Below are 26,827 nucleotides of genomic sequence, written 5' to 3' on the forward strand. Positions count from 1 at the left end.
TATTTTACCTTACGCTTTTAATGGGTTTACTTTTTCTGTATTGATGTTATACTTCTTAATTGTATCTAATAATACTGATTTTTCAAGTATTCCTTTTTCTACTAATTGAGAAATAGTAGTAAATACAACAAATTTAGCATCAACTTCAAAGTGAGCTCTTAAATTTTCTCTACTATCAGATCTACCAAATCCATCAGTTCCTAATGCTTTAAAACTTCCTTTTACATATGCTCTTACTTGTTCAGAGTAAAGTTTAATATAATCAGTTGCAGAAACAACTATATTATCTTCATTATTTCCTAATACTTGAGTTATATATGGTACTTTTTTCTCTTCATTTGGATGTAAAGTATTGTATCTATCAATATCTTGTGCTTCTCTTGTTAATTCATTAAATGAAGTAACAGAATAAACTTCAGAAGAGATTCCATAATCATTAGATAATATTTGTGCAGCTTGTCTTACTTGCTCTAAAATAGAACCACATCCAAGTAGTTTTACATTGTAATTATCTTTTGCTTCTACCTCTTCTAATTTATAAATACCTTTTATAATACCTTCTTCTACACCTTCTGGAAGTGCTGGTTGTTTATAATTTTCATTTAGTGTTGTTAAATAATAAAATATATTTTCTTGTTTTTCACCATACATTCTTTCAATACCATTTTGTACAATTACTGCTAACTCATAACCATAAGTTGGGTCATATGAAATACAATTTGGTATAGTATTTGCTAAAATATGCGAATGTCCATCTTGGTGTTGTAATCCCTCACCATTTAATGTAGTTCTACCTGATGTTCCACCAACTAAGAAACCTCTTGCTTGTAAGTCTCCTGCAGCCCATGCCATATCACCAATTCTTTGGAATCCAAACATTGAATAATATACATAAAATGGAATCATTGGACAATCATTTACAGAATATGAAGTAGCTGCTGCAACCCATGAACCCATAGCTCCAAGTTCATTAATACCTTCTTGAAGTACTTGTCCTTTTTTATCTTCTTTATAATATGCTACTTGATCTCTATCTTGAGGCACATATTTTTGCCCTTCATGAGCATAAATACCAATTTGTCTAAACATACCTTCCATACCAAAAGTTCTAGCCTCATCAGGTACAATTGGAACAATACTTTTTCCAATAGATTTATCTTTAACTAGTGAACTTAAAATTCTAACTAATACCATAGTAGTAGAAACTTCTCTATCTCCACTTCCTTTAAGTACAGCATCAAAAGCATCAAGTTTTGGAATATTTAGTTTTTCACTAAACTCTTTTCTTCTTTGTGGTACATATCCACCAAGTGCTGCTCTTCTTTCTCTTAAATACTGCATCTCTTCACTATCTTCAGCAGGTTTGTAATAAGGAAGTTCTTTCATCTGTTCATCTGAAATAGGAATATCAAATCTATCTCTAAATTTTCTTAATGTATCAAAATCAACTTTTTTAACACCATGTGCAATATTTTTACCTTCAGCAGCATCACCCATACCATAACCTTTAATTGTCTTAGCAAGGATTACTGTTGGTCTACCTTTTGTTTCATTTGCTTTTTTGTAAGCTGCATAAACTTTAACAGGATCATGTCCACCTCTATTTAATCTCCAGATTTCATCATCACCCATATTTGCAACTAACTCTTTTGTTTCTTCATATTTATTAAAGAAGTTTTCTCTAGTGTAAGCTCCACCTTTTTGCTTATAATTTTGATATTCACCATCAACAGTTTCATTCATAAGTTTTACTAACTTACCTGATTTGTCTTTTTCTAATAATGGATCCCAATATCTTCCCCAAATAACTTTAATAACTTCCCAGTTTGCACCTCTAAATTCACCTTCAAGCTCTTGGATGATTTTACCATTACCTCTTACTGGTCCATCAAGTCTTTGTAAGTTACAATTAATAACAAAGATTAAATTATCTAAACCTTCACGTCCTGCAAGTCCTATTGCACCTAAAGATTCAGGTTCGTCACACTCTCCATCACCCATAAAACAATATACTTTTTGATTACTACAATCTTTAATACCTCTATCAGTTAAGTATTTCAAAAATCTAGCTTGATAAATTGCTTGTATTGGTCCAAGTCCCATAGAAACAGTAGGAAATTGCCAATACTCTGGCATTAGTTTTGGATGAGGATATGATGAAAGTCCTTTTCCATCTACTTCTTGTCTAAAGTTATCCATTTGTTCTTCAGTAATTCTACCTTCAACAAAACTTCTAGCGTAAATACCAGGAGAAATATGTCCTTGGAAAAATATTAAATCTCCACCATCTTTTTCACTTGGTGCTCTAAAAAAGTGATTAAATCCTACATCATAAAGTGTAGCAGATGAAGCAAAAGATGCAATATGCCCACCTAGTTCTAAGTTCTTCTTTGAAGCTCTTAAAACCATTGTTTGTGCATTCCATCTAATAATTGATCTTATTTTTCTTTCAAGTAATAAGTTTGCTGGCATCTTTGGCTCTTGATGCACAGGAATAGTATTTAAATATGCAGTTGTAGCTTTATATGGAAGATAAGCTCCATTTCTTCTAGCTTTATCGATAAGTTTTTCAAGTAAGTAATGTGCTCTTTCTGTACCATCTTCTTCGATAATCGTTTCTAGTGCCTCTAACCATTCACTCGTTTCGTTAGGGTCTATATCTTTTAATTGTATATCTGACATATATACTCCTTTTAAATTTTATTTGGGTTCACTAGCAAATAATATTAAAATAATACAATAATTAACTTATTTAATTGTTATTTGACCAAAGTATTAAAACATTATAAGATTTTATAGTTACATAATAGAAATATATCAAAAAAATTTTCTTTTTTTTCTAATACTAATAATTTTTCTTAAGTTTTAAATAAGACTGTAACCATTTTGACAACTTTTGTTTGATATAATCCTTATATATTAATTAATTATGTAAATTTTATGTTTATAAAGGCTTATAAATTTAATTATAAATTAAAAATCTATGGTAATGCTTAAGGCTTAATGCATTTGCCTTCAATAAAAGCTATAATTTTACCTAAAGATATTTTGATTTATTCAAATAAAAATTAAAATATGAAAGAGTACTATGAAGAAAAATAAAATTTTTAGATTAATTCTTTCTGATAATGAAACTGCAATGTTTAACATGACACTTGATAAAACACTTGTAAGTTTATTTGAAGAACAGAACCTACCTATTTTGCGTCTTTATACATGGCAAAACTCTTTTTCTGTTGGATTATCACAAAAATGTGAAGATTATCCAACTTATGTTAAAAAATTTAAAAATAACTGTGCAAAGAGAATAACAGGTGGTGGAGTACTTTTTCATGGACATGACTTATCATATAGTCTTGTCTTACCAAGTAGTGATTTTGAAGGTTTAAGTGTAAAACAAAGTTATGAAAACATATGTCAGTTTTTACTAAAGTTTTATAAAGACTTAGGTTTAAATAGCTGTTTTGCAAAAGACTCACAAGATGTTACACTAAGTAAAAGTGAATTTTGTCAAGTTGGATTTGAAGCTTATGATATTTTAGTAAATAATACTAAAATTGGTGGAAATGCGCAAAAAAGAACAAAAAAAGTAATTTTTCAGCATGGCTCAATACCAATAAAAGGTATAAAAAATGATGAAAAAATTGGTTCAACACTAGAAGATTTTAATATAAATCTTAGTTTTGAAGAAGCAAAAAAAAGAGTAATCAAAGCTTTTGAGAATAGCTTTAAAGCAACATTAAAAAATTCATCTTTAACAAAAGAAGAGAACGAAAAACTAATACAATTATTAGGGGAAAATAAATGACAGTAGCAACAAAAAAAGTAGATTTTAAAAAGCCTGATTGGCTTAGAAAAAAACTAGTCCCAACAGCTCAAAAAGAGATGGAAGCACTACTAGGAAAACATGGACTTCATACAATTTGTCAAGAAGCAAAATGCCCCAATATTAGTGAATGTTATGCAAAAAGAAATGCTACATTTTTAATATTAGGTAATATCTGTACAAGAAGATGTACATACTGTAATGTACACACAGGAAAACCTACTGAAGTTGATTTAGCAGAGATTGATGGAGTTACAGAATCTGTAATAAAACTAGGACTTAAATTTGTGGTTATAACAAGTCCTGCAAGAGATGACTTAAAAGATGGTGGAGCTAAACAGTTTTATAGAGTTACTAAAAATATTTTAGAAAAATCTCCAGGAACACAAGTAGAGATACTAATACCTGATTTTCAAGCAAAAGAAGAATCATTAAAGACTGTTGTAGATAGTGGAGCAGTTATTATTGGACATAATATAGAAACTGTTCCTTCTTTATATAGAATAAGAAAAAATGCTTCATATAAAAGAAGCCTACAAGTTTTAAAAAGATTAAAAGAGCTTGGTGGAGATAAAATCAAAACAAAAAGTGCTTTAATGGTTGGACTTGGAGAAACAGAAGAAGAGATGATACAAGTATTTAAAGATTTACTTGAAGTTGGTTGTAAATTTTTAAGTATAGGTCAATACTTAGCCCCTTCAGGAGATTATGAAAAAGTAAAAGAGTTCGTAAAACCAGAGCAGTTTGAAAAATATAAAAAAATTGCCTTAGATTTAGGCTTTGATTTTGTACATAGTACTCCATATGCTAGAAGTTCATATTTAGCACATGAATATTTATCAAATGAAAAAAACTCAATATAAAAGAAAGGATAAAACTTGAATAATAAAAAAGTTGGAATCGTAGGTGTAGGAAATGTAGGTGCTACTTTAGCTTTTAATTTAGCATCTAAAAATCTATGCGGTGAAATTGTACTTAAGGATTTAAGAGAAAATATTGTTGAGGCTATGGCTTTAGATATTTCACAATCTGCAAATGCAGCAAATTCTAAAACAAAAGTAAGTTTTGCACACAATGCGGAAGATTTTGCAAATTGTGATGTTATTGTTATTACAGCAGGAATACCTAGAAAACCAGGTATGAGTAGAGATGATTTACTTTTAACAAATGCAAAAATCATGACATCAGTTATCAATGACATAAATGAACTAAATCCAAATGCTATTTATATAATTGTATCAAATCCACTTGATGCTATGGTTTATACGGCACTTAAAGCTTCTAAACTTGATAAAAATAAAGTTTTAGGAATGGCAGGTATTTTAGATAGCGCTAGAATGAGTCACTTTATTTTTGAAAAATTAGGATATGGAGAAGGTGAAATTGATGCATCTGTAATGGGTGGACATGGTGATGATATGGTTCCTTTAGCAAACTATTCAACAGTTGAGGGAAAACCACTTGATAAAATTTTGAGTGAAGATGAAATAGAAGAGATAATAAATAAAACTAGGCATGGTGGTGCACAAATTGTAAAATTACTTGAAACAGGTTCTGCTTATTATGCACCTGCATATTCAACATCACTTATGGTTGAAGCAATATTATCAGATAATAAAAAAGTATATCCTTGTGCAGTAATGTTAGAAGGTGAATATGGATATGAAAATATCGTTGCAGGAGTTCCTGTAAGATTAGGTAAAAATGGTGTTGAAGAAGTAATTGAATTAAAACTTGATGAAAAACAAACAGCTGAATTTTCAAAATCAATTGACTCTGTAAAAGAGCTTGTTGATACACTTAATAGTAAATTTTTTATATAAAACTACACAAAAAGTGTAGTTTTATAAATCTCAAAATAATTCTACTTTCATTTTTCTTAAGCAATTAACTTTGTGTTTTTCCACCCCATAAAACTCTGGGGTACGACAAATAGTACAATTACAATCAATAATTTTTCTATCTTTTTTTATTTAAAATTTTATTATCTTTAATATGCTAATAATTCAGATAAAAAAGTATTATTACTTATTAACACACTTTTAGATATACTATTATTAAATATTAAACAATTTTTTAAATGGCTAAAAAGGATTTTTTCAAAACTTATGGCACTAATAGACTTACAAAACATAAATAAACAATACGATACAAAAGTAATCTTAAAAGATGTAAATTTTACTTTAACTTCAGGACAAAGAGTTGCAGTAATTGGACAGAATGGACAAGGAAAATCAACTTTGCTTAAAGTAATTATGGGTGAAGTTGAACCAGACTCAGGTGAGAAATCAATAGATAAATCAATAAAAATAGAGATGTTAGCTCAACAACCAAAATTTGAACCAGAGGTGACTGTTAGAGAAGCTATTGAGAAACAGCTAACACAACTAAATGAAGCAAAAATCAGATATGAAGAAGTTACACAAGAACTTGCGATTGATTATGAAAATAGTGATTTATTACAAGAACAAAGTAAATTAGCAACTTATATAGATTTTCATAATGCTTGGGACTTAGATAATATGATTGAAAGAGTCTTAAAAGAGTTTAGACTAAAAGAGTATGAAAATAAAGATGTAAATTTATTAAGTGGAGGAGAACAAAGAAGAGTAAGCCTTGCTGGATTACTTCTAAAAAAACCAGATATTTTACTATTAGATGAACCTACCAATCATCTTGATGTATATATGGTAGAGTTTTTAGAGTCACTTCTAATGAAGAATAACTTTACTTTACTTTTTATTTCCCATGATAGATATTTTATTGATAATATTGCTACAAGTATTGTAGAAATAGAAGGTGGTAATCTTAAAAAATTTAATGGTGGGTATAGTGACTATTTAAAGCAGAAAGAAGAGATGCTTTCAAATATGCAAAAAGAGCATGAAAACTTAATAAGACTTGTAAAAAGAGAAGCTCACTGGATGCAAAGGGGAGTTACTGCAAGAAGAAAAAGAAATGAAAGAAGAAAAGCAGAATATTTCGAACTTAAGAAAAAAGCCAAATCAAACCCAGCACAAATAAAAAAGATGAGTTTAGAACTACAAAGAGAACAAAAATCTTTTAATGCACCAGAGGGACAAAATAAAAATAAAAGAAAAATGCTTTTTGAACTAGACAAAGTAAAAAAATCATTAGGAAATAAACTATTAATTAAAAACTTTACTACAAGAATTTTACAAAAAGATGTTATTGCAATTGTAGGACCAAATGGAACAGGTAAATCTACGATGTTAAAACTTTTTACAGAAAAGTTAAAAATAGATGAAGGAAGATTTAAAAAAGGTGATTTTACAATTGGTTATTTTGACCAACACAGAGAGATGTTAGATGATTCAAAAACACTAATTGATATATTTTGTCCAAATGGAGGGGATAGAGTTGTCTTAGATGATGGAAGAAATATGCATGTTTTTGGCTACTTAAAGAACTTCTTATTTCCAAGAGAGTATCTTGACAAGAAGATTGGTGTTTTAAGTGGTGGAGAAAAAAATAGAGTTGCCTTAGCACTTCTATTTACTAAAAAATATGATTGTTTAATTTTAGATGAACCTACAAATGACTTAGATATTCCAACAATTAACATCTTAGAAGAGTATTTACAAAATTTTCAAGGTGCACTAATCTTTGTTAGTCATGATAGATACTTTGTAGATAAAATTGCTACTAAACTTTTCGTATTTAGAGGAGTTGATGGCTTAGTTGAAGAGAGTTATCAGCCATATACTGAATATTTAGAAGTAGAAAAAGAGATAAAAGACTTAGAAAACTTTGAAAAAGAGCTTGAGAAAACTTTAAAAAATGAACAAAAAAAGACAACTCAACCTAAAAAACAAAATAAATTAAGTTATAAAGACCAAAGAGAATATGATAGTTTACCACAAGAAATAGAACAGTTAGAAAAGAAAATAGAAGAGATAAATAACTGTCTAGCTGACCCTAAATGTTATGAACAAAAAGGAATTGTAGCAGTTTCACAAGAATTAGAAGAGATAAAAAGTGTCTATGAAATAAAAGTAGAGAGGTTTTTAGAGCTTGAAGAATTAATAGAAAGCTTTAATTCATAAAAAGATATAATACAAAAAAACGATAAGGATTTTCATGAGTTTAAAAGAACAATTAAAAGCTGACTTAAAAGATGCAATGAGAGCAAAAGAGTTAGTAAAAAGAGACTCAATTAGAGCAATAAATACAATGATTAAACAAATTGAAGTAGATGAAAGAAAAGAGTTAAGTGATGAAGATATTTTAAAACTTATTCAAAAAGGTATCAAACAAAGAGAAGAAGCTATTATTCAATATAAAGAAGCAAGTAGAGATGAATTAGTTCAAAAAGAACAAGAACAAATAGATGTATTTAAACTATATTTACCAAAGCAATTAACAGATGAAGAGCTTGAAGCTGGAATGAAAGAAGTTATTGCTGAAGTTGGTGCACAAACGATAAAAGATATGGGTAAAGTTATGGGAGCAGCAACTAAAAAATTTGCAGGTGTTGCTGATGGAAAAAGAATAAATGAAATGGTAAAAAAACTTTTAGCTTAAAAGGCAAAACTTATGGGAAATAATATCAAATTAGTTGCAAAAGAAACTATAAAAAATCTATTTACTAAAGGCATTGAACCTACACCAAATGAGTATCATAAAGAGTTTTGCTCAATTGCAAAAGAGTATAAACTAAATACTAAAGAGTGTATTCAATTTAAAGAACTTGTTAGTAAACTAAATAAAGAAGAACAAGAAGAGATAAAAAGTAAAAATATTACAACTTTTGAAGATATGATTCCCATACTTTTAAATAGAGTTGCTACAAAAAATCTTAAAACTTTAACATCACTTTTTCAAGACTCTATGACACCATCTATTTCAATAGGTTTAGATGAAAAACTCACAAAATTTTCAGTAAAAATAGGTAATTCCCCTGCTTTACTTTTTGAAGAAGATATTCAAAAAGAGATGCAAAGCTTTATTACAAAAAGATTTGAAGCTGATAAAAAAGTAGTACAAGAAAAAACAGCTGAAATTGCTAAACTTGTAACACTAATGGGAAGACATCTTAATGAAGCTATTTCAAGTAGCGGAAATAGTGGAACTGAAGTATCAAATATTAAAGATGAAATTCAAGCAATAAACCTTTCAAATAATGGTATTCAAGAACTTACAAACTTACAAAGTAAACTTATAAATGCTGCTATGTCTATTGAAAATGAGATGAATCAAGTAGGAGAGAAGTTATCTTCTGGAAAAGATAAAGTTGAAGAACTTGAAGAAAAAGTAAAAAAACTTGAAGATGAACTTTCTAAATCAAAACAAGAGAGTTTAAAAGATCACTTAACAGGTGTTCTTACAAGAAAAGCATATGAGTATGAAGCTAAAAAAGTAGAAGAGAATTACAAAAGAAATGATACACAATATGCTATTGTATTTTTTGATATTGACCACTTTAAAGCTATCAATGATACATATGGACATGCTGGTGGTGATATGATACTCTCTACTTTTGGAAAAATTTTAAGTAAATATACAAGAGATATGGATATAGTAGGAAGATATGGAGGAGAAGAGTTTATTGCCATAATCCATTTTAACTTAAAAAGAGAACTTCTAAAATATCTAAAAAGAATAAAAAGTATCGTAAATGAAAATAATTTTGTTTATGGGAAAAATAAGATTAGGATTACTTTCTCAGCTGGAGTTACTATTAGAAATGACCATGAGTCTTATGAAAGTGCAATACAAAAAGCTGATGTACTTTTGTATAAAGCAAAAGAAGATGGTAGAAATAAAATTATTTTAGAAGATAATACTTGTATATAAAAAAGTAAGTTTACACTTACTTTTTTTCCCAACTAAATAATAAATATCTAATAATACTAGATTTTTCCAGCTAATTTCTTTTAATTGTGTTAAAATAATGTATATCAACAAAAGAAATTATCATGGAAAGAAAAAAATTCTATATAAAAATCAGACCAACAATTTCTGTTATATTAGTCTTACTAATAGCTTCGGTTATATCATTTACCCTAATTTTACAATACAATTTTTCATTGGATTTAGCAAAAAATGCAACGAAAGATAATTTTTCACAAATATCAGAAAAACTTGAACAAAGATTAGAAAATTTAGATAAACGCCATAATGATTTGATTTCAATACTTCAGCTATACAAACAAATCGATAAAACTCCTGAAAAAAATAAAAGACATCCACTTTTAAAACTAATAACAACTGCACTTGATAATAATAAACATATTTATGCTTTATATGTAGGTCACAAAGATGATAGCTTCTATGAAGTAATCAACTTAAATATAAGTGAAAGATTAAGAAAAAAGTATCATGCAAAAAAAGATGATAGATGGCTTATCGTAAAAATCTATAAAGAAAATGGTTTAACTATAAGATATGATGAGTATTTAAATAAAGATTTAAAACAGTTAAGAAGTACAAGAACTAAATCTACTTATCGCCCTACTTTAAGACCATGGTACAAACAAGCAATTAAAGATAAATCTATTATTAGAACTGAACCATATTTATTTACAAATTTAAACAGTCTAGGAGTTACATATGCAAAGAAAACAAACAATCAAAATTCAGTTATAGGATTAGATTTATCATTGGAAAGTCTTGATAATTTTCTAAAAAATCAACTTTTAATAGAAAAACAAAATATCTATTTAGTAAAAAAAGGTGTAAAAGTCATCTCTAAAGCAGGAATAAATTTAAAACAAAAAGAGTTAAATAAACTACTTAAAAACAAAATAGAAAATTTAATAAATAACAACACAAATCTAAAATCTTTTATTATGCAAATTGATAATATAGACTACTTTATACACTTTTCAAAAATCAAATCAATTTATAAAAATAAAGACTATTTACTAATTACAGTACCACAAGATATTATTATGCAACCCTATACTGATAGAATTTTTTATTCTTTTTTGATGACTTTAGCTCTTTTAACTTTTACTATTCCACTTATATGGTACTCAACTAAAGTTTTAGTAACTCCTATTGAAGAATTAGAAAAACAAAATAATAAAATATTAAAAAGAGAGTTTACGAAAGTAAAAGATATTAATACAAATATCAAAGAGTTAGATGAGCTTTCAAAATCTCTTGTAAATATGTCAAAATCACTTAAAGATTATGAAGACAAACAACAAGAGCTTATGGATTCATTTATCAAGCTTATTGCAAGTGCAATTGATGCAAAATCAAAATACACAGGTGGTCACTGTGCTAGAGTTCCAGAACTTACTATGTTAATAGCAAAAAAAGCCACTATATGTGATGAAGGAATTTTTAAAGATTTCAATTTAAAAAGTGAAGATGAAAAAAGAGAACTAAGTGTAGCTGCATGGTTACATGATTGTGGAAAAGTTACTACACCTGAATATGTTGTTGACAAAGCAACTAAACTTGAAACTATTTATAATAGAATACATGAAATTAGAACTAGGTTTGAAGTGATGTATAGAGATAAAGTTATACAAATGTATAAAAATATCGTAAAAGGAGAAGATAAAAAGCAAGAAGAAACAAAACTACATCATGAATATATTAAACTACAAGAAGAGTTTAAAATAGTTGCAAACTCAAATATTGGTTCTGAATTTATGAGTGATGAAGATATAGAAAAAATCAAACAAATATCAAAGAAAGAATGGATTAGATATTTTGACAATACTCTTGGTTTATCAAAAGATGAAGAAGCAAGGCTTGATAAAAGTAAATCTCAAACTCCATGCAAAGAGTATTTACTTAGTGATAAAAAAGAGCATATCATAAAAAGAAATAGTGATGATATAAAAGATTATGATAAATATAATTTTAAAGTTGATATTCCAAAACACTTATATAATCTTGGAGAAATATACAATTTATGTATAAAAAAAGGAACCTTGACAAAAGAAGAAAGATTTAAAATCAATGAACATATGATGATGTCAATTATTATGCTTGAACAACTTCCTTTCAATGAAAATTTAAAAAGAGTTCCAGAGTACGCAGGTGCACATCATGAAACTCTTATTGGAACAGGTTATCCTAGAAAATTAAAAAAAGAGGATATGTCAATACCAGCTAGAATTATGGCAGTTGCAGATATATTTGAAGCACTTACAGCTTCTGATAGACCTTATAAAAAAGCCAAAACTTTAAGTGAATCTATCAAAATTCTTAAGTTTATGGTAGAAGATAAACATATTGATGAAGATATATTTAAACTCTTTTTAACATCAGGTGCATATAAAGAGTATGCTAGAAAATATCTAAAACAAGAACAAATTGATGATGTAGATATATCTTTATATATTTAAGCTAAAATACTATCTTCTCCTGACCAATTCTATATAAAGCAAAATCATACTTTATTGGGTCTAATTCATCAAACTCTTTTAGTTTTTGTGTTAGTAATATTGCAGATTTTAAGTCATATGTTTTTCTTTGAAGTAATTTCAATTTTTGTGATACTTTAAAAGTGTGTGTATCAAGAGGTATTATCAAATCTTTTTTATTAACCTTACTCCATAAACCTAAATCTAAATTATCATCTCTTATCATCCACCTTAAATACATCATCCATCTTTTATATGGAGCATTTCCTATTTGTTTGATTTGTAAATTTTTATCTCTTTTAAGTGGACTTGATATTAAAAAAGTAAAACCTTGAGAATTATAATTCGCAACATCATAGATTTTTCTAATTAGATTATCTAATCCTTCAAGAAGACTATTATCTTTTTTATAACCTTGAATAAAAATATCATTTAAACTATCAATTTGTTTTAATCTTCTAAAAGTTTTAAATACTGTTTTTACATCTTCACTATTTTGAAAACGATAATAAAATTTATCAAGCTCTTTATCTATAATTTGCTCATTTTCATTTAATAACTCAAAATTTAAACTATCTAAAAATTTTACGATCAAAGAAGCTTTTCCATATCCAAATAATGCACATAAAAGTATTACATACTCATCTTCATATCTACTTGCCACTAATAAAGGGTCTGGTTTATCATAAGAAAGTTCACAATTGCTATTTCTATTACAAACTTCATTATTTAAAAGCTTTTTTATATCTTGCATTATCCAACCTAAAGTTTTTGATTTGGTATAATATCAACAATTTAAAAAAAAGAGTGTTAAATGGAATATAATAAATTAGAAAAATTAGTAAAAAACAGTAGATGTACAAGAAGGTATCAAAAAGATATTAAAGTAGATATTCAAGATTTAGAAGAACTAATCAATTTAGCAAGAGTATCTTCAAGTGCAAAAAATATGCAACCTTTAAAATATATTTTAGTAACACAAAAACAAGCAGTAAAAAAATTAGCAAAAACAGCTACATGGGCTGCTCATCTTACTGATTGGAATCAAGATGAAGATGAAATACCAAGTGCTTTTATATTAGTATTAAATGATACTTCAATTGATGGCTTTGCCATGTTTGATGCAGGAGTAGCTTTTCAAACTATTAGTTTAGCAGCAACTTCAAAAAATTTAGATGTTTGCGCACTTGCATCTATTGATAAAAACCTTTGCAAAGAGTTATTCAAAATTCCTTCATCTTTTGAAATACTAATAGGTATATCTATTGGAAAAGCAAATGAAATAATTAAGTTAGTAGAAGTAGAAAATGAAGATACAAACTATTATAGAGATACAAAGGATACACATTGTGTTCCCAAAAGAGATTTAAATGATATTATTTTAAGTAGGCACCAATGAAAAATATCTTAATTACTGGATGTTCTACAGGTATTGGTCTTCAAACTGCAATTACACTAAAAGAAAAAGGTTTTAAAGTCTATGCCACAGCTAGAAAAAAAACAGATGTACAAAAGTTAAGAAACTTAGGATTAATTAGTTATAAACTAGATATAACAAAACCTAAAAATATAACAAAAGTTTTAGAAAAAATTTTACAAGAAGATGGAAAACTAAATGCTGTTTTCAATAATGCAGGATATGGTCAACCAGGTGCTGTTGAAGATATTTCTACAAATGTTTTAAAAGAACAATTTGAAACAAATCTTTTTGGTTTACATGAAATGACAATTCAAACTATGAAAATATTTAGAAAGCAAGGCTTTGGAAAGCTTATTCAGCATAGTTCTGTTTTAGGAATTATCTCTCTTAAATTTAGAGGTGCATACAATGCAAGTAAATATGCAATTGAAGGATTAACTGATACTTTAAGACAAGAATTGATAAATAGTAATATAAGTGTTAGTTTGATTAATACTGGACCGGTAACTTCTAAATTTAGAGAAAATGCTTTAAAAAAATTCAATAAAAATATTACTATTGAAGGAAGCTATTTTGAAGCAATTTACAAAAATGAAGTGAAAAAAAGATTAGAATCAACTGATGATACAAAAACACTATTTAATCTTCCAGCAAGTTCTGTTGCAAATGTTGTTTTAAAAATTATGAATAGTGAAAAACCAAAACCTAGATATTATGTAACTAAAGCTACTTATATTTTAGGATTTGCAAAAAGAGTTTTAAGTACAAATTTACTTGATAGATTATTAAATAGAGTATAAAAAAAGAGCAAATGCTCTTTTTTTATTTTGTTTCTTGATTTAAAAATGGTTTCCCATAAAATCTTATTGTTAGAATAATAGCAACAATTCCAAGAGGAAGTAAAATAGCTGCTGAATATCCTAATGCAGCTGGAATATATCCAAATATAATTGCAATTGCACCTACAAATAATGCATAAGGTAACTGTGTAGAAATATGGTCCATATGGTCACAACTAGCACCCATTGATGAAAGAATTGATGTATCAGAAATAGGAGAACAATGATCACCAAAAATTGCACCTGTTAAAACAGCACCAATATTTAAAATAATATAATCACTTAATGCCATAGGCTCTAAACCTACATGAAGTCCAACAGCATTTGCTAAAGGAATAGTTAAAGGCATTAAAATTCCCATTGTACCATATGAAGTACCAGTTGAAAATGAGATAATAGAACCCAAAATAAATATTACAGAAGGTAAAATAAACTGTGGAGTTGAATCAGATAATAACGATACTAAATAAATTGAAGTTCCAAGCTCTTTAATCACAGCAGAAATAGACCATGCTAAGATTAAGATTACAGCAGTAATAACTAAAGCTTTTACACCTAATACCCATGTTTCAAGTGCTTCACTTAGATTAAATATTTTTTGTTGCATACCCATAGCAATAGCAACAATTGAAGCAAAAAGAGCAGCTTCAAAAAGTACAATTGAAGCATCAGCCGCACCAAAACAATCACGAATAGAACTAAATGCATAAGGATTTTCTTGAACAGCTTTTAAAGTCTCTCCCTCTAAAGCACTTAATCCATTAAAATAAAAACCTAAAAAAGCAACTACTATTAGTGAAAAAATAGGAATAATTGCATTCCACATTGAGTATTCTACATCTTCTTTTGGAGCAAGTGTTGATGACTCTTGATTTAGGTGTTCTTCTTGTCTTTTATGTCTTGATACTTTACCAGTATTTGCTGCTCTAATTGCTGCTGTTCTCATTGGTCCAAACTCTCTTAGAAAATATGCAGAGAAGAAAACAAATGCTAACATCAAAATGTTATAAAATCTATAAGGAATAGTTTCAACAAAAATAGCATAAGCATTAATATCAGGTTGTCCTATCATTACATATGCATCTTTAATAAGTGAAATTTCATATCCAATCCAAGTAGAAATAAGTGCAATCCCCGCAATTGGTGCAGCAGTAGCATCGATAACAAAAGCAAGTTTTTCCCTTGCTATTTTAAGTTTATCAGAAACAGGTCTCATAATAGGACCAATAATTAGTGAGTTTGCATAATCATCAAAGAAAATAAAAAAACCCATAAGCCAAGTATATATTTGAGCACTTGCTGGAGTTTTTGCTTTAGTTGCAAGTTTTTGAGCGATTGCTCTTGGTCCACCCATTTTAGTAATTACAGCGATTAAACCACCAATTGTAAGTACTTGTAAGATAATTCCCGCATTCCAAGAATCAGCCATTGAACCAATCATCTTTCTTACAACATCTACAAATGCTCCTGCAAATGCTAGAAATACATTACCATCAACTACATTTACCATAAATGTACCTACAAAAATACCCATAAATAGTGAAAAAATCACATTTCTTGTGATAAAAGCCAACACAATAGCTACTAATGGAGGAAGTAAGGTCCACACTCCAAACAGCTCAGCATTAGCGTTTTTGTCAGCTAATAGCATCACAGGTAAAAATGCCATTAACAACACGCTTTTTGTTATTCTGTTCAAATTAAAATCTCCGTTTAAAAAATTTTGCTATTTTAACATAAAAATCATTTAATTGTTATTTATAAGTTTCATCAAGAATAGATGCAAAAGATAATATGAAATTATAAAATATCTTTTGTATTCGCTTTTTGTTGTAAAAAATCAGATATTTGAATAAGACTAAAAGTTACAAGAAATATCATAAGACCAGGGAAAAAACTAACCCACCAAGCTATATCAATTACTGCTTTTCCATCACTTAATAAACTACCCCAAGACATATTAGGAGGATTTACTCCTAATCCTAGAAAAGAGAGTCCTGACTCAGCTAAAATTGCACCACCTACTGTAAAAGTAAAAGAGATAAGAAAAATTGGGGCTAAAAGAGGAGCAAAATATTTAAATATGATTTTTGTATTTGAAACATTTGCTAATTTTAATATCTTTATATATGGTTTATTTGAAATTGCAAAACTTTCACTTCTTATAAGTCTAGCCATACTCATCCAACCGGTAATTGAAATTACTATAATTAAAATTATTGTAGAAGCTTGAATATAAGAAACTAATGCTAAAAGTAGAAAAAAAGTAGGAAAAGTTAAAAACAAATCTATTAATACTGTAATTGTTTTATCTACTTTTCCTTTAAAAAAACCTGCATTTATCCCAATAAAAAGCCCAATAATAGAAGTAATCATAGCAGATAAAAAACCAATAATTAAAGAAGTCTGCCCACCTTGTAAAACTCTTGCTAAAACATCTCTTCCTAATCTATCTGTTCCAAAAGGATGCATAAAAGAAGGCGAAGACAAAATCTCATTTGGATTTAATGCGTATGCAGATGTAGTATAAAAAAAAGGTAATAAAAAAACAGCTATTACTAAAGATATTAATACTACAACTGCAACTTTAAACATATATACTCTTATTTATGAATATAATATGACAACGAACTTTTTCCAAACTTTTTAGTTTTATTTAACTTAAAAAGACCTAACTCTTCTGGCATATTTAAAGTTGATACATGCTCAAAAGTTATTAAAAAAATATTTTTATTTTTGATATTTCTTACAATTTCAAATGATTTTTCATAAATATCATCCATTCCATCTCTATAATCAAAGGGAGGATCAATATAAACTATTAACTCATCTGTTGAGTTTTTTAAACTATCTAAAATAGCTGGTAATTGAACAAAAGTATCTCCATGTAAAGTTTGACATTTATCTACTTCTATTGCTTTACAATTTTTAACTAATATATTATATGAATTTTTATCTTTTTCTACAAAATAAGATCTTTTAGCATCTCTACTAACTGCTTCTAAACCTATACTTCCACTTCCTGCAAAAGCTTCTATAAAAATTTTATCTATAATATCAAACTGCAAAACATTAAAAAAGGACTCTTTTAGTCTTGATTTTGAACTTCTCGTAACATCTAAAGAAGGTAATTCAATTTTTTTACCTTTATATTTACCTGCAATTATTTGTGTTGTTAATATATTATTTTTTTTCATATTTCCTAAAACTTATTTTGATATTGTTTTTAAATACTCTTCATATTTTATATCTTCTAATTTATCAATTTTAACTTGAACTTCATCAAGCATACTTTTTTTGTACTCTTTGATTTTTTTTCTTATTTCTTTACTTTTTACACCAAGAATTTGTGCTGCTAGAATACCTGCATTTTTTGCCCCATTAATTGCAACTGTAGCAACAGGAACTCCACCTGGCATTTGAACAATAGATAAAAGTGAATCCATTCCTTCTAATGATGAACCTTTAACAGGTACTCCAATTACTGGAAGAGCAGTAAGAGAAGCAACCATTCCAGGTAGATGTGCAGCTCCTCCAGCTCCTGCTATAATCACTCTAATTCCTCTTTTTTCTGCACTTTCTGAATATTTTACTAATCTTTTTGGCGTTCTATGTGCTGATACTATCGTAACTTCATACTCTATTCCAAACTCTTCACACATTTGTGCAGCAGCTTTCATAACAGGAAGGTCTGAATCACTTCCCATAATAATTCCAACTAATGGCTTACTCATACTTTTTTGCTCCCTTTTATTTTTAAAATATTTTTTGCTTTATTTGCTTTTTCTAAAGCTTTATTAATATCATCATCTAAAACTGTAATATGTCCCATTTTTCTAAATGGCTTTGTAACACTCTTACCATAAAAGTGAAATGATAATTCAGGAATATCCAAAGCCTCATGAATACCCTCTATAAATGGTTCTCCTTCATATCCCTCTTCTCCAAGCAAATTAACCATAACAGCAGGTGATATAAGTTTAGTAGAACCTAAAGGTAAGTTTGTAACTGCTCTAATAATTTGTTCAAATTGTGAAGTAGCACATGCTTCAACTGTATAATGCCCTGAATTGTGAGGTCTTGGAGCAATTTCATTTACTAAAACTTCTCCTTTTTTAGTTAAAAATAGTTCTACTCCAAAAATACCCACACCATCTAAAGCTTTAATTGAATCAATAGATACATCAATAGCTTTTTGTTCTATGTGTTTTGAAACTCTTGCAGGAGCCATCACACTATCACAAATATTTACTCTTTCATCAAAAAGCATTTCTACTACTGGATAACATTTAATTTCACCTTCAATATTTCTAGCAACAATAATAGCAAGCTCTTTATCAATATCAACTAACTCTTCAATAAATGATTCTGCTTTAATACAATTTTGTATATCTTGAGGTGTTTTTAACATTTGTACACCTTTACCATCATAACCACCTAATTTAGCTTTTTGAATCACAGGAAATCCAAAAGAAGCTAAATCATCATTATTTTTTACATCCTTATATGCAGGTACAGGAATACCCTTTTCATCAAGAAGCTTCTTTTGTTCATATTTATTTTGTATTAATTCCATTACATAAGGAGATGGATGAATATTATGACCGGCATCATACAGCTCTTTTAATACAGAAGTATCAATATGTTCTAACTCAAAAGTTGTAACATCACTCTCATTTACAATTTGAGTTAATTTCTCTTTGTCATAAAATCCACCTATTATTTGTCTATCTGAAACTTGTGCTGCAGGGCAGTTTGGAGTTGGGTCAAGAATAGTTACATTAAATCCCATTTTTTTTGCTTTTTGAGACATAATTTTACCTAATTGTCCCCCACCAATAATTCCTAGTTTTAACCCTGAGTAGTTAAAGTCTTTGTTCATCAATAATTTCTCCATACAAAATTTTAATTATTTTTAAATAACACCAGCTTTTCTAAAGTAGAGCCTATTATTAGTTTATCAACTATTTTAAATCAAAGTAACAATTTTAAATTAAGTTATAAAATAGAGATATTTACTTGTAAGATAAAAAGGCAAATAAATTGTTTGAATTATCAAACATATATAATAATCAGTCTCCACACATAATTAACACCTAATTGTTATATTATAGCACTTACTTCATTAAAAGTTGTTCAGGCATATAAAAACCTTTGTTAAGCTTAGATTAACATTTGAGTAAAATAAGATTAATATTTAAAGAGTACAATTTCAAAAAAAAGGAGATATAATAAAGTGAAAAAAAGTAAAAACTTATCACAAAAATTTAGACAATGGCATAGAGACTTAGGTTACTTAGTAATAGGTATAACAATTATATACTCTCTTTCAGGAATAATGTTATCATTTAGAGATTTACATATTTTTGAGAAAGAATATATATTAAATACAAAGATAGAAAAAAATGCAACTAATGTAGAAACAAAAATAATTGATGCTTTTTCAAATATCAAACAAAAACAAGAACTTCCTTCACATGTAATAAAAAAATCAGTAATTGATTCAATAAAAATTATTGAAGATACAGATACTTATACTAAGTATCAAGTTTCAAGAAAAAAGAACATGAAGATTATTACTTATTATAAAAATAGTGGAGAAGTTATCTACTCAATTAGTGCTTATCCAACATTTATAAAACCTTTTATTGATGCACATAAATCATCATCTCAAGATAGATGGGCTTATTTAGCTTTAGCTTACTCAATAATACTATTTTTTCTAGCTATATCTGCTATTTTTATGGTAAAAGGAAAGTATGGATTTAAACAAAGAGGAGTATATTTAACTTTATTGGGAGTTTTAATTGTTGCAGCATTTTTATATATATAATCTTATGCAATTAGCATAAGATTATATATTTAGATTATCTAGCGTAACTTTCAGCTCTAGATTCTCTAATAACATTAACTTTAATCTCACCTGGATATTGAACTTTTGCTTCAATATCCTGCGCGATTTCATTTGCAAGAAGTACAGCTTCATCATCATTAACTAATTCAGCTTTTACAATAACCCTTACTTCCCTTCCAGCATTAATAGCAAAAGCATTTAATACTCCTGTTTTAGAAGTAGAGATATTTTCAACCTCTTCTACTCTTTTTAAGAAGCTTTCTAATACTTCTCTTCTAGCACCTGGTCTTGCAGCACTTAAAGCATCTGCTGCACAAACAGCAGCACTTTCAACATTTATAGGCTCTTCATGTCCATGATGTGCATAAATAGCATTTATAACTGTTTCATTCTCTTCATACCTTTTACACATCTCTGCCCCTAAGTGTACATGAGAACCGGGCATATCATGAGTTAATGCTTTTCCAATATCATGTAAAAGACCTGCTCTTCTTGCTAAGATTGCATCTCCACCCATTTGAGCAGCTAATAATCCAGCTAAATTTGCAACTTCTAAAGTATGCTTTAATGCATTTTGACCATAAGAAGCTCTATATCTTAATCTTCCTACTAATTTTACTAATTCTGGATGCATAGAACCAATGCCAAGTTCTAAAATAACATCTTCACCCTCTTTTTGAATATTTTTATCAAACTCATGTTTTACTTTTTTGTAAATCTCTTCAATTCTTGCTGGTTGAATTCGTCCATCTTCTAAAAGCTCTTCAATAGTTTTAGTTGCAATTGCACGTCTATAAAGATTAAAAGATGAGATAGTAATAGTATTTGGAGTATCATCAATAATAATATCTACTCCTAAAAGCATCTCAAGTGCTTTAATATTTCTACCCTCTTTTCCAATAATTTTTCCTTTTGTTTCTTCATCACTTAAAGGAAGATTATTTATCAATCTTTCTGCTGCAAACTCACCAGCATATCTTGTAACCGCTTGAGAAAGCATATTATTTATCTCTTCTTTAGCATTTATTTCAGCTGCTTTATACTGCTTTCTAAAAATAGATGCTATTTGTGCTCTACTATCTTCTTTTACTTTTTCAAGCATTAACTCTTTTGCTTCTTCTTGAGTAAGTCCAGAAGCATTTTCTAAAACTTTAATTGCTTTACTTATTTTATCTTCATAAGTTTTTTGTTGTTTTTTTAAACCCTCTTTAATTGTAGTAATTTTTTTATTTTTTTCTACAATCTCAGCTTTTTGTTCTTGGATTACTTTTAGTTCAGTTTCAAGATGTTTATTTAGCTCTTTTTCTTTTTTTTCTATTTTAAAAAGCATATCATCATACTCTTTTTTAGCTGCTCTAAACTCTTTATCGTAATCTTTTTTTGCTTTTATTTGAGCATCTTTTAATACTACCTCTGCTTCATGCTCAATTACTTTTGCTTTTGCTTTTGCTTGTTCAATTAAAATATCAAACTTCGCACTATAAAACTTTTTAACTATTAGTACACTAACCAAAGCTGTAAGAATGGCAGTAATAACCCCTACAACAATTGATTCCATCATTATTAATTCCATATTCAAAACCTTAATTTGTAATTATATAATTAGCTTGAATATCGTAATCATTAGATAATATTTTTGGCGTTTTACAAAGTTTTAATTGGGTAAAAACTATACATGGTGTATAGCCTAACCGATAAAAGAATCTATCATACATCCCTTTTCCAAAGCCAATTCTTTTGCATAGTCCATCCACTCCTACAACAGGAACTATTGCTAAATCAATCTTTCTTGCTTTGAAATTTGAATTTGGTGGTTCTTTAATACCAAATTTTTTCCTTTTCAATGGTAATCTATATTTGACTGCTTTAAAACTATCTTCTACCATATACGGCACATAAACTTCACACTCCCTCTCCTTGCGAAGTTTTTTTAATAGTGGCATAACGTCAACTTCTATTCCCATTGGAATGTATAAAAGTACTCTTTTTGCTTTATACTTTTTTATAAATGTATATAAATCTTTAACTACTTTTTTGTCTTTATAAATCTTTGAAAAACGACTCTCAAATTCTAATCTTTTAATACACGATTTTCTAAAATCACGTTTGTGACTCTCTTCCATATTTAAGCCTTACTTGGATAAAATTCTTACCCAGCAAATTATTTTACCAAAAGGAATTAAAATGCAGTTTAAGAATATCGCATTTGTAGCAATTTTATCTATACTTTTTTTCACAGGTTGTGGTGATTCTAAAGTTAATGAGGATGGTAAAACTGAAGCTGAAATAAAAAAAGAATTCCAATTAAACAATATTGATGGAACAAATTTTACAATTAATAAAGAGGGTGAAAAAATTATTTTTGAAGAGCAAAAGAAAAAAATTGTTTTGTTACATTTCTTCACTACTTGGTGTGAACCTTGTAAAGCAGAAGTGCCACATTTTAATAATTTATTTCAAAAATACCCTAATGATTTAGAAATTGTTGCTGTAAGTTTAGCACAAGAGGATGGTAAACCTACATCAAATGAAGCTTTAGAAGTTTTTAAAAACAAATACAATATCCAATATAAAATAGTAAATAGTGAAGAAAACTATAAATTAGCAAATGCTTTAGGAGGAATAAAAAATATTCCAACAACGTTTTTAATTACAAGTAATGGTACAATTGTACAAGAATACACAGGAATTGTTCCAGAAGAGATGTTAGAAACAGATATAAAAAAATCACTTGGGAAAAAATAGATGTTTAGTTTTTTTAAGAAGAAAAAAGAGGAAAAAACACAAGAAGAGCTACCTTTAGAAAAAGAGCTTATTCAAGAAGAGATAAAACAAGAGCAAGAGATTTCTTTAGATGAAGTAGAAACTGCTCAAGTTGATAAAGAAGAACAAAAAGAGCAACTATCAAATGAAGAGTCTCAAGAACACAAAGGCTTTTTTTCAAAAGCTTTAGAAAAAACATTTGCAAATATAAAATCTGTTGTTCCACACAGAAAAGAAAAAATTAGTTTTGATGATATAGAAGAACTACTTATTGAAGCAGATGTGGAGTATGAAATTATTGAAAAAGCCATGGATGGACTTCCAGAAATGATTACAAGAAAACAGTTAAGACATAGACTTGTAATGCTTTTTGAACATGCTCCAAATGTAGATTTATCAAACTTACCTAAACCTTTTGTAAGATTAATTATAGGAGTTAATGGTGCAGGGAAAACTACAACAATCGCAAAACTTGCTAATAAAGCTAAAAAAGAGAATAAAAGTGTAATTTTAGGTGCAGGAGATACATTTAGAGCTGCTGCTATTGAACAACTATCATCTTGGGCACAAAAAATTGATGTTCCAATTATTAAAACAAAACAAGGTCATGACCCTAGTGCAGTTGCATATGATACAATTTCATCAGCAGTTGCAAAAGATATTGATAATGTTATTATTGATACAGCAGGAAGACTACAAACACAAACAAACTTAAATAATGAATTAAAAAAGATTGTAAAAGTTTGTAATAAAGCACAAGAAGGTGCACCTCATCAAAAATTACTTATTATTGATGGAACTCAAGGAAATAGTGCCATATCTCAAGCAAGAGCATTCAATGAAATGGTACAAGTAGATGGTATTATAGTGACAAAACTTGATGGTACAGCTAAAGGTGGTGCACTATTTTCTATCTCTAATCAACTTGAATTACCAATTTTTTATGTAGGAATTGGTGAGAAACAAGATGATTTAATTGAATTTAGTCCAGATGAATTTGTTGATAGTTTATTAGACGAAATATATACTCAAGAACAATAAAATATAAAATGAGGTGAAGATTGCAATTTATAAAAGCAAACAAGTACTTAATTACAATAGTACTTGTAACCTCATTTTTTATTCTACTAACATTTTATTTTTTAAAAAATCTAAACAATAGTGATGATTTATTAAATAGATTAGAAAACTCTTTAAGTACAACAAAAAACCTTTTTAATGAACAAAAAAGATATGCTTTATCTTTATCTATTCTTTTAGCAGAAGATAAAGAGATAATAAATAGCTTTTTAAAAAATAATAGAGAAGAGAGTTTTGATGTAATAAATAAAAAAATCAATAGATTAAAACAGTTACAAAATAGTAGTTTTGAAGTGCAAATACACAATAGTGATATGACAACTTATTTAAGAAGTTGGGATATTAGTATTAAAGATATACCTCTTAGTAGTTTTAGACAAGGTATAGTAAAAGTAAAAACAGATAAAAAACCAATTGTATCAATAGAACTTGGTAAAAGATTAAATATAAAAGCTATCTCTCCTATGAAAAAAGATGGTAAATTTATAGGTTCTATTGAAGTAATAGTAGGTTTTAGCTATCTATCAAAACAACTAAAACAAAAAGGCTACTCTTTATATGTATTGTTAGATAAAAAACATTTAAATATTGCAACAAAATTAAAAAATAGACCTAAAATAAAAAACTATATTTTAGTAAATAAGGAAAATATTAAAAATTTAGAAAACTTAGATTTAGAAAATCTAAAAGATTATGGTTATATATCTACAAAAAAACACTCTTTTGCATATTTTTCATATTATGATTTAAATAATAAGCATTTAGGATATATTTTTACTTCTATAAAAAATAAAAATCATATTAATTTAAATAACTCTTTTGATTATGAAAGAGTTGATAATAGCACAAAGGTTGAAATAAAATGAGACTTTTACTACTTGAAGATGACTTAGAATACAAACTTAGTATTAAAGACTATTTAGAGTCTTTAGGATATGAGATTGATGACTTTGAAGATGGAGAAGATGCCTTAAGTGCAATACACGAAAATAAATACCATTTACTAATTTTAGATATAAGAGTACCTAAAATGAATGGATATGAAGTAGTAAAAAGCATAAGAGAAAATAATGATAATACTCCTGTTATTTATATAACTTCATTAACTGATATAAATAATTTAAGTTTAGGTTATGAACTTGGATGTAATGACTATATAAAAAAACCTTTCTCTCCTAAAGAGTTAAAATATAGAGTAGAACAATTAATAAAACTTTTTTATGCAAATGAAAATAGTAAAGAAATAGAGCTAAAACCAAATTTTACATATGACATATTAAAAAAACAGTTATTTAAAGACTCAATACCAATAATGCTAACAAAAAAAGAGACGGAAGTTGTTTTTTGTTTAGTATCAAATAAAAATCAATTTATAAGTATAGAAAAGCTAAGAAGCGAAGTTTGGGAAGACAAATATATTTGTGAAGCAGATATAAGAGTTTGTATAAAAAAAATTAGGGATAAAACTTCTAAAGAGTTTATAGTAAATCAAAGAGGGATAGGATATAAAATTGTTAGAGAAGAGTAGAAACTTTATATTTAAAATATCTCTTTTTTATACTGCAATATTTTTTATTTTTATTGCCATACCAACATATTTTTATACTAACTTAGAATTAGAAAATTATAAAAATAATCAAAATAGAATATTAATAGAACATGCACAAAAAATACAAAGAGCTATTTATGATTTTTCAAACTCAAAAAGCAATACTTTTAATTTTCCTAAATCTTTCAAGTTTGAAGCAACTTTACTTACAAATGAAAAAAAAATCATCTATAAAACAAGAAGTGTTAATATAAAAAAAGATTCAAAAATGAGTATAGAGATTGAATTATCAAATAATAGATTAGGTGCAAGATATTTAAAAGTTGAGAAAAACATCTCTTACAAAGAGGTATATTTAAAAATCTTAGTTCTTAGTTTATGTATAGGACTTTTTATTTTTATCTCAATATATTTAATTATTAAAGCTAGTATTGAACCATACAAAAAAGCCAATGAATATCTTGATGCTTTTTTCAATGATGCTATGCATGAATTAAAAACTCCTTTAGGAGTAATTCAACTAAATTTAGAGATTTTAGATGAAAAACAACCAGATACTAAAGAGTTAAATAGATCAATCAATGCTGTAAAAAATCTTTTTTTAGTATATGAAGATATTGAGTACTTAATAAAACAAAAAAGTGTAAAATATAATAAAGAAAAAGTAGATTTTACATATTTTTTAAAACAAAGAGTTGACCAGTTTGAAAGTCTTAGCACTACTAAAAACTTAAATTTTATCTTAAATATTAAAGATAATATTACTATTTATATTAATAGAACTCATTTACAAAGAATTATTGATAATACAATTTCAAATGCAATAAAATACTCATATAAAGATACAAATATAACAATAGATTTAAAAAAAGATAAAAATAATAATATAATTTTTGGTGTACATAATTTTGCAAATCCAATAAAAAATAAAAAAACAATTTTTAACAGATACTACAAAGAAAATCATATAAAAGGGGGCTTTGGTATTGGTTTAAATATTGTAAAAAATATTTGTGAATTAAATAATATCAAGATTACTCTAAACTCAACACAAGATGATGGAACAGTTTTTTCTTACATATTCTTAAATAATTCTTAATTTGTACTATTAAAAGTAAACATAAAAGTAACTTTATATTTATATAATT

At 27.5% G+C, this 26,827-nt stretch carries 24 protein-coding genes; 15 read left to right on the forward strand and 9 right to left on the reverse strand.

Annotation, left to right across the window (positions count from 1 at the left end; translation table 11 throughout):
* Positions 1-9: 9 nt before the first annotated feature.
* Positions 10-2,682, reverse strand: a complete 2,673-nt coding sequence (aceE, locus tag CP960_RS08530; RefSeq protein ID WP_101184995.1) for a pyruvate dehydrogenase (acetyl-transferring), homodimeric type — start codon at positions 2,680-2,682, stop codon at positions 10-12.
* Between the two features lie 406 nt (positions 2,683-3,088).
* Between aceE and CP960_RS08535 the strand changes: the two genes are divergently transcribed.
* The 7 genes from CP960_RS08535 to CP960_RS08565 all read left to right on the forward strand — a co-directional run bounded on the left by CP960_RS08535 (position 3,089) and on the right by CP960_RS08565 (position 12,156).
* Positions 3,089-3,808 carry a lipoate--protein ligase family protein gene (locus CP960_RS08535; RefSeq protein WP_101184996.1) on the forward strand — a complete coding sequence of 240 codons (720 nt, stop codon included), beginning with the start codon at positions 3,089-3,091 and terminating at the stop codon, positions 3,806-3,808.
* Positions 3,805-4,689 carry a lipoyl synthase gene (lipA, locus tag CP960_RS08540; protein WP_101184997.1) on the forward strand — a complete coding sequence of 295 codons (885 nt, stop codon included), beginning with the start codon at positions 3,805-3,807 and terminating at the stop codon, positions 4,687-4,689. Before CP960_RS08535 ends, lipA begins: the two co-directional genes overlap by 4 nt.
* Before the next feature lie 15 nt (positions 4,690-4,704).
* Positions 4,705-5,649, forward strand: a complete 945-nt coding sequence (gene mdh / locus CP960_RS08545; protein WP_101184998.1) for a malate dehydrogenase — start codon at positions 4,705-4,707, stop codon at positions 5,647-5,649.
* A 285-nt stretch (positions 5,650-5,934) separates the two neighbouring features.
* The gene (gene abc-f, locus CP960_RS08550; protein ID WP_101184999.1) at positions 5,935-7,893 is read left to right on the forward strand and encodes a ribosomal protection-like ABC-F family protein; all 1,959 of its coding nucleotides are present in this window, start codon (positions 5,935-5,937) and stop codon (positions 7,891-7,893) included.
* A 34-nt stretch (positions 7,894-7,927) separates the two neighbouring features.
* A complete protein-coding gene (locus tag CP960_RS08555; RefSeq protein WP_101185000.1) occupies positions 7,928-8,371 on the forward strand; it encodes a GatB/YqeY domain-containing protein in 444 nt (147 codons plus the stop codon).
* 12 nt (positions 8,372-8,383) lie between these two features.
* A complete protein-coding gene (locus CP960_RS08560; RefSeq protein ID WP_101185001.1) occupies positions 8,384-9,643 on the forward strand; it encodes a GGDEF domain-containing protein in 1,260 nt (419 codons plus the stop codon).
* A 122-nt stretch (positions 9,644-9,765) separates the two neighbouring features.
* A complete protein-coding gene (locus tag CP960_RS08565) occupies positions 9,766-12,156 on the forward strand; it encodes an HD domain-containing phosphohydrolase (RefSeq protein WP_101185002.1) in 2,391 nt (796 codons plus the stop codon).
* A 1-nt stretch (position 12,157) separates the two neighbouring features.
* On the opposite strand, the gene CP960_RS08570 is transcribed toward CP960_RS08565, so the two are convergent.
* A complete protein-coding gene (locus CP960_RS08570; protein WP_101185003.1) occupies positions 12,158-12,928 on the reverse strand; it encodes a TIGR02757 family protein in 771 nt (256 codons plus the stop codon).
* A 60-nt stretch (positions 12,929-12,988) separates the two neighbouring features.
* On the opposite strand from CP960_RS08570, the gene CP960_RS08575 reads away from it, so the two are divergent.
* Entirely contained in the window at positions 12,989-13,573 is a 585-nt protein-coding gene (locus CP960_RS08575; RefSeq protein WP_101185004.1) for a nitroreductase family protein, read from the forward strand.
* A complete protein-coding gene (locus CP960_RS08580; RefSeq protein WP_101185005.1) occupies positions 13,570-14,394 on the forward strand; it encodes an SDR family NAD(P)-dependent oxidoreductase in 825 nt (274 codons plus the stop codon). The genes CP960_RS08575 and CP960_RS08580 overlap by 4 nt, the downstream gene beginning before the upstream one ends.
* Before the next feature lie 22 nt (positions 14,395-14,416).
* Here CP960_RS08580 and CP960_RS08585 read toward each other — a convergent pair whose 3' ends face one another.
* The 5 genes from CP960_RS08585 to CP960_RS08605 form a co-directional block, all read right to left on the reverse strand.
* A complete protein-coding gene (locus CP960_RS08585) occupies positions 14,417-16,123 on the reverse strand; it encodes a Na+/H+ antiporter NhaC family protein (protein WP_101185028.1) in 1,707 nt (568 codons plus the stop codon).
* A gap of 110 nt (positions 16,124-16,233) precedes the next feature.
* Positions 16,234-17,028: an ABC transporter permease gene (locus CP960_RS08590; RefSeq protein WP_101185006.1), complete on the reverse strand. Its 795-nt coding sequence runs from the start codon at positions 17,026-17,028 to the stop codon at positions 16,234-16,236.
* An 8-nt stretch (positions 17,029-17,036) separates the two neighbouring features.
* A complete protein-coding gene (gene rsmD, locus CP960_RS08595; protein ID WP_101185007.1) occupies positions 17,037-17,630 on the reverse strand; it encodes a 16S rRNA (guanine(966)-N(2))-methyltransferase RsmD in 594 nt (197 codons plus the stop codon).
* A 12-nt stretch (positions 17,631-17,642) separates the two neighbouring features.
* Entirely contained in the window at positions 17,643-18,167 is a 525-nt protein-coding gene (gene purE / locus CP960_RS08600; RefSeq protein WP_101185008.1) for a 5-(carboxyamino)imidazole ribonucleotide mutase, read from the reverse strand.
* On the reverse strand, positions 18,164-19,315 hold the full coding sequence (locus CP960_RS08605) for a 5-(carboxyamino)imidazole ribonucleotide synthase (RefSeq protein WP_101185009.1): 1,152 nt from the start codon (positions 19,313-19,315) through the stop codon (positions 18,164-18,166). Before CP960_RS08605 ends, purE begins: the two co-directional genes overlap by 4 nt.
* 354 nt (positions 19,316-19,669) lie before the next feature.
* Here CP960_RS08605 and CP960_RS08610 point away from each other — a divergent pair, with 354 nt between their 5' ends.
* Positions 19,670-20,266: a hypothetical protein gene (locus CP960_RS08610; RefSeq protein WP_101185010.1), complete on the forward strand. Its 597-nt coding sequence runs from the start codon at positions 19,670-19,672 to the stop codon at positions 20,264-20,266.
* A gap of 34 nt (positions 20,267-20,300) precedes the next feature.
* On the opposite strand, the gene rny is transcribed toward CP960_RS08610, so the two are convergent.
* Together rny and CP960_RS08620 are read right to left on the reverse strand one after the other, a co-directional pair.
* Complete coding sequence (gene rny / locus CP960_RS08615; RefSeq protein ID WP_228152046.1) at positions 20,301-21,848, reverse strand: ribonuclease Y; 1,548 nt, start codon at positions 21,846-21,848, stop codon at positions 20,301-20,303.
* 22 nt (positions 21,849-21,870) lie between these two features.
* The gene (locus CP960_RS08620) at positions 21,871-22,410 is read right to left on the reverse strand and encodes a 5-formyltetrahydrofolate cyclo-ligase (RefSeq protein WP_101185011.1); all 540 of its coding nucleotides are present in this window, start codon (positions 22,408-22,410) and stop codon (positions 21,871-21,873) included.
* A gap of 61 nt (positions 22,411-22,471) precedes the next feature.
* Here CP960_RS08620 and CP960_RS08625 point away from each other — a divergent pair, with 61 nt between their 5' ends.
* Genes CP960_RS08625 through CP960_RS08645 form a run of 5 tightly spaced genes read left to right on the forward strand, consistent with a single transcriptional unit; the run spans position 22,472 to position 26,778 of the window.
* Positions 22,472-23,032 (forward strand): TlpA family protein disulfide reductase, encoded by a 561-nt coding sequence (locus tag CP960_RS08625; protein WP_101185012.1) that lies wholly within the window; start codon positions 22,472-22,474, stop codon positions 23,030-23,032.
* A complete protein-coding gene (gene ftsY, locus CP960_RS08630) occupies positions 23,033-24,091 on the forward strand; it encodes a signal recognition particle-docking protein FtsY (protein WP_101185013.1) in 1,059 nt (352 codons plus the stop codon). It abuts the gene before it with no gap.
* A gap of 20 nt (positions 24,092-24,111) precedes the next feature.
* Positions 24,112-24,996, forward strand: a complete 885-nt coding sequence (locus tag CP960_RS08635) for a cache domain-containing protein (protein WP_101185014.1) — start codon at positions 24,112-24,114, stop codon at positions 24,994-24,996.
* A complete protein-coding gene (locus CP960_RS08640) occupies positions 24,993-25,658 on the forward strand; it encodes a response regulator transcription factor (RefSeq protein WP_101185015.1) in 666 nt (221 codons plus the stop codon). Before CP960_RS08635 ends, CP960_RS08640 begins: the two co-directional genes overlap by 4 nt.
* Entirely contained in the window at positions 25,642-26,778 is a 1,137-nt protein-coding gene (locus CP960_RS08645) for a sensor histidine kinase (RefSeq protein WP_101185016.1), read from the forward strand. The genes CP960_RS08640 and CP960_RS08645 overlap by 17 nt, the downstream gene beginning before the upstream one ends.
* Positions 26,779-26,827: the final 49 nt, after the last annotated feature.

It is taken from the genome of Malaciobacter halophilus, assembly GCF_002837275.1.
GTDB classification, from domain to species: Bacteria; Campylobacterota; Campylobacteria; order Campylobacterales; family Arcobacteraceae; genus Malaciobacter; species Malaciobacter halophilus.